Origin of the sequence: Zoogloea sp., from assembly GCF_044344315.1 — a bacterium.
Taxonomy (GTDB): domain Bacteria; phylum Pseudomonadota; class Gammaproteobacteria; order Burkholderiales; family Rhodocyclaceae; genus Zoogloea.
Genome location: NZ_JBIJDC010000172.1, coordinates 1 through 5,178, shown reverse-complemented (window position 1 = coordinate 5,178; position 5,178 = coordinate 1). Strand labels below are relative to the sequence as shown.

Below are 5,178 nucleotides of genomic sequence, written 5' to 3'. Positions count from 1 at the left end.
GCCCTGCTCGGCCAGTTCAGTTTCCACCTCGCCATCCTCGACGAGAAGCTGCCCTGCTCCGCCGGGCTGGCACACGCCCCGCTTCTACGCAAGCAATACCGGCTGCCCTTCATCATGCTCACCAGTTGCGGCCGTGAGTCCTGCATCGAGCGGGCCATTGTCGAGGGCGCTTTGGCCTACGCCATCAAACCGGTGGATGCACACCAGGTTCCCCCCATGATCGCCACCGCGCTGGCCCGTGGAAATGACATCGAGGCCCTGCGCGACACACGCGATCAGCTTCAGAACGCCCTGAACCAGGAACGCGACATCAGCGTCGCCACCGGCATGGTCATGGCCCTGCTGGACATGGAACAAGCCGAGGCCTTCGAGTTCCTGCGCCGTCAGGCCCGCTCCAGCCGGCGCAAGCTCGGTGACGTGTCCCGCGACCTGATCGACAGCCGGGGCGTCACCCTAAAGACATAGGCATTGCTACCGTAATTCCCAGTGCATTTCATCGCCGCCAGCCGCGGCGACTGTAAAATGGGCCGCGACCCCGCCCCCAACTGACTGCAGCCAAGCTCCCCGCCGTGCGATACCGGCCCGGAGAAGCGGCCAATCCACGCGGGGCATCATGATCGCCAGTTCCCACAGCCGGCCGGAGGCAGAGCATCCCCCCGGCGAGACCATCAGCGCTGCCGAGGCCACTTACCTCAAGCGCGACGCCAGCCCCGTCACCCAGATCCTCGCCCGCGCCGTCGAGCAGACCGACGATGCCGTCATGATCACCCGCGCCGATGGCATCATCGAATACGTCAACCCCGGCTTCGAGCGCATCACCGGCTATCGTGCGGGCGATATCGTCGGCCGCAGACCCTCCGTGCTGGCCTCTGGCATGCACCCGCCAGCCTTCTACACCCATCTGTGGCAAACCATCGGTCGCGGTGAATCCTTCCGCAGCGTATTCACCAACCGGCGCAGCAGCGGCGAGCTGTACTACGAAGAGAAGACCATCAGCCCCATCCGCGCTGTCGACGAAACCATCAGCCACTTTGTCGCCACCGGCAAGGATGTCACCGAGCGCATCGCCGCCGAGCGCCGCCTTGAATACCTGGCCAACTACGACGCCCTTACCGGGCTGCCCAACCGCAGCCTGCTCCACGACCGCCTCACCCAGGCCATCCAGCGCGCCCACCGCCAGGGCAAGGCGGTGGCGGTGCAGTTCGTGGACCTGGACCGCTTCAAGCTCATCAACGACACCCTCGGCCACAACACCGGCGACCGGGTGCTCATCGAGGCCGCCAGCCGCCTGCGCCAGTGTCTGCGCGCCACCGACACTGTGGCCCGTCTGGGTGGCGACGAGTTCATTCTGATCCAGGAAGACGTGGACAGCCCCGACGTGGTCGAACAGGTGGCCCGCAAGGTTCTTGAAGCCTTCGCACCACGCTTCCCGGTGGCGCCCCCCCAGGGGCTCTTCGTCAGTGTCAGTATCGGCTTGGCCCTCTATCCTGTGGACGGGCTCACGCCGGACGAACTCCTGATGCGTGCCGACCTGGCCATGTATCGGGCCAAGGAGGGCGGCCGCAACAGCTTCCGCTTTTTCGAGGCGGCCATGGACGCCAGCGCCATGCGCACCCTGACCCTCGAAGTCGCCATCCGCGGAGCCCTGGAGAACCGGGAGTTCGCCGTCGCCTACCAACCCATCATTGACACCCACACCCAGCACCCCATCGCCGTCGAAGCCCTCCTGCGCTGGCACTCGCCCGTCCACGGCACGGTACCGCCAGACCACTTCATCCCCCTGCTCGAAGAGAACGGCCTGATCGTTCCGGTATCCCGTTGGGCCCTGCGCGAAGCCCTGCGCCAGGTCCGCCGCCTGCAGCAGACCACCCAGCCCGACCTGCGCCTGGCCTTCAACCTGTCGAGCCGCCAGTTCCGCGACGTGGGCCTGCTCCAGGACGTCATCGCCGCCCTCGACGAGCTCGACTTCGACCCCCATCTGCTCGAGCTTGAGCTCACCGAGAGCGCCCTCATGGACAACCCGGAAGCCTCCGCGGCGGTGCTCGAAACTCTCCACACAAGGGGCATCCGCGTGGCCGTGGACGACTTCGGCACCGGCTACTCGTCCCTCGCCTACCTGATGCGCTTCCCGGTACGCACCCTCAAGATCGATCGCAGCTTCGTCCACGAGATGGAGCGCAGCCGGGAAGCCGCCACCATCGTCCGCGCCATCACATCCCTGGCCCGCAGCCTCGGCCTCGACGTAGTCGGCGAGGGGGTCGAGAACGTCGCCCAGCTGGCCCTGCTGCAGGAGCTCGGCTGCCACCAGATCCAGGGCTTCCTGTTCAGCCGCCCGGTCCCCGCAGAGGAGCTGGCCCGCAGCTTTCCCGGCTGAGCGGCGCACAGCAGTGACGCGGCGTCCAGTACACTGGGCGCCATCCCCACTTCGCCCACGCCCATGTCCGAACTCTGGTCCGCCCTCCGTCCCCGGCTGGAACGCCTGACAAACCCCCTGCCCCTGGCCGAACTGCTGCAGGCCGACAGCCATCGCAGCGAGATCGCCCCCCTGCTGGTCGCCGAGCTCGAGGCCCTCGCCACTGACCCGACTCCGGCCCAGGCCGACGGCTATGTGCTGCACCTTTACGCCATGCTGCTCCTCGCCCGGTGGCACGACAGCCGCGCCTACCGCCCCCTCGCCGAACTCGGGCACCTTGACGAGAGCCGGGTGGATACCGTCTTCGGCCAGCTCGTCCATGACAGCTACGGCCGCGCCCTTGCCTCCACCTGCGACGGCGATCTGACGCCCCTCACCCGCCTCGCCGACGATGACTCGGCCAGCGCCTGGGCCCGCGCCGCAGCCCTCGAAGCCATGACCCTCGCTGCCCTTGAAGGGCGCTGCGGCCGGGGCCCGGTGGTCGACTTCCTCGCCGACTTCGGCACCCGCGAAGCCCAGGCCCTCAAGGACGACCCGGAGCGCAACAGCGACTTCCCGCTGATCGACCCCATCGCCGCCCACCTGGCCGACCTCGGCGCCACCGAGCACCTGCCGCTGATCCGCGAATGGTTCGCCGCCGGCCTCATCGACGACAGCTACGTAGACGCCACCCAGCTCGAAGAGGACATCCAGCGCAGCCCCGCCGCCGCCCTCGCCAGCCTGCGCGACGCCGGCCACGGCCTGATTGACGACCTGATGCCCGAGATCGCCCTATGGCCGCACATCCATCACATGCCCCCGGTGGAGCTGCCCCCCATCCCCCTTGGCACCCTGCGCGAACCCATCGTCCGCGAAGAAGCCAAGGTCGGCCGCAACGACCCCTGCCCCTGCGGCAGCGGTCGCAAGTACAAAAAGTGCCACGGCGCCCATTGAACCCACCGGGCAACGCCCGGCCCGCCTTGCCATCCAGCCGACGCATTGCGTCGGCTATCATTGCGCCCTCGCAACAACCCGGAAGCCCGCCATGACCGATACCTCCTCCGACGTCCCCGCCGCCGCACCTGAAACCCGCTCCGGTTTCGATCTGGACGACTTCGAGGTACGCGTCCTCGCGGTCCTTATCGAAAAGTCCTTCGTCACCCCCGACACCTATCCCCTGTCGGTCAACGCCCTGGTCACCGGCTGCAACCAGCTCACCGGGCGCGAACCGGTGATGAGCCTATCCGAAGCCACAGTCCTGGCCACCCTCCACCGCCTCGTCGAACGTGGCCTTGTCACCCAGCGCCACCAAGCCGGCGCCCGCGTCGTAAAGTGGGAGCACCAGATCCGTCTGCGCCACTCCCTCACCCCGCCGATGCAGGCCGTGCTCACCATCCTCATGCTGCGCGGCGCCCAGACCGTCGGCGAGATCCGCGCCCGCTGCGAGCGCATGCACACCTTCACCTCCACCGCCGACGTGGAGAACGTGCTCGAGCGCCTCGACGACAAGGGCATGGCCATCCAGCTACCCAAGGCACCCGGCACCAAGGAGGCCCGCTACACCCACCTCATGAGCGGTGAAGCCGCCGCTCAGCAGGCCTTCGAAATCGGCGAAAGCGGCACCCCCCGCGGCAGCCGGGTCGGCGAGCTCGAAGAGGAAGTCCGCCGCCTGCGCCAGCAGCTCGAATGGCTGACCAACGAGTTCGAGGAATTCCGCAAACAGTTCCAGTGAGTCCAGGCATGCTCGTCCATCCCCAGTTCGACCCCATCGCGATCTCCATCGGCCCCCTGGCCGTACGCTGGTACGGCCTCATGTACCTGGTCGCCTTCGTCCTCTTCGTGGTCCTCGGCCGCGTTCACGCCCGGCGCCGGCCCGAACTGGGCTGGGATGCCCAGCAGATCGATGACCTGCTGTTCTACGGTGTGCTGGGAGTGATCCTGGGCGGACGGCTGGGCTACGTGCTCTTCTACAAGCCCCTTTACTACCTGTCCCACCCGGCCGAGATCCTGGCGGTGTGGCAAGGCGGCATGGCCTTTCATGGCGGCTTTCTGGGCGTGCTTGTGGCCATGTGGCTGTTCGGGCGCAAGACCCAGCGCCCATGGCTGGCCGTCACCGACTTCATCGCCCCCCTGGTGCCCCTGGGTCTCGCCGCCGGGCGTCTGGGCAACTTCATCAACGGCGAACTGGTCGGACGGGTGACCGACGGCCCCTGGGCCATGATCTTCCCCCAGGTGGACGCCCTGCCCCGCCACCCCTCCCAGCTCTACCAGTTCGCGCTGGAAGGCGTCAGCCTGTTCCTGATCCTGTGGTGGTTCTCGGCCAAACCCCGCCCCCGCGGCCTGATCTCCGCCGTCTTCCTGATCGGCTACGGCGCCTTCCGCTTCATCGCCGAATTCGGCCGCGAGCCCGACGACTTCCTCGGCCTGCTCACCTTCGGCATGTCCATGGGGCAATGGCTGTCTCTGCCGATGATCCTGGCCGGCATCGCCATGGCGGCCTGGGCGGTGAAACGGCAGGACTAAGGTCCTGGCCGGGCAAGCCCCGGCCAGGACGTGCGGCGGGATCAGATTGATCCGGCATTACGCAAGGCGATGTTCGCGTTAACGCTGGGAAGCATTTTCACCTCGACAGGCAAGGCTTGAGTCCTTATTTGCGGGCGTTCCGTTGTTTGGCGTGGGGTTGGCCGGGATTTTTCCACGGCCGGGTTTGCACACCCGGCCGGCTACGGCGGCGCGGAGCATGCTCCGCGAAACCCCGCCTCCGCCCCCGGCGGGCGACCTTCTTT

Annotated in this window: 5 protein-coding genes; all 5 read left to right on the top strand. The window is 67.4% G+C overall.

Annotation, left to right across the window (positions count from 1 at the left end; translation table 11 throughout):
• Positions 1-465, top strand: a 465-nt coding sequence (locus ACIQ09_RS21595) for an ANTAR domain-containing response regulator (RefSeq protein WP_398314381.1), incomplete at its 5' end; no start/stop codon positions are given.
• 148 nt (positions 466-613) lie between these two features.
• Complete coding sequence (locus ACIQ09_RS21590) at positions 614-2,374, top strand: putative bifunctional diguanylate cyclase/phosphodiesterase (protein WP_398314379.1); 1,761 nt, start codon at positions 614-616, stop codon at positions 2,372-2,374.
• Between the two features lie 63 nt (positions 2,375-2,437).
• Complete coding sequence (locus ACIQ09_RS21585; protein ID WP_398314377.1) at positions 2,438-3,346, top strand: DUF1186 domain-containing protein; 909 nt, start codon at positions 2,438-2,440, stop codon at positions 3,344-3,346.
• Between the two features lie 91 nt (positions 3,347-3,437).
• Entirely contained in the window at positions 3,438-4,124 is a 687-nt protein-coding gene (locus tag ACIQ09_RS21580) for a YceH family protein (RefSeq protein WP_398314375.1), read from the top strand.
• A gap of 8 nt (positions 4,125-4,132) precedes the next feature.
• Positions 4,133-4,915, top strand: coding sequence for a prolipoprotein diacylglyceryl transferase (gene lgt, locus ACIQ09_RS21575; protein ID WP_398314373.1), 783 nt, complete (start codon positions 4,133-4,135; stop codon positions 4,913-4,915).
• The last annotated feature ends 263 nt before the right edge of the window (positions 4,916-5,178 follow it).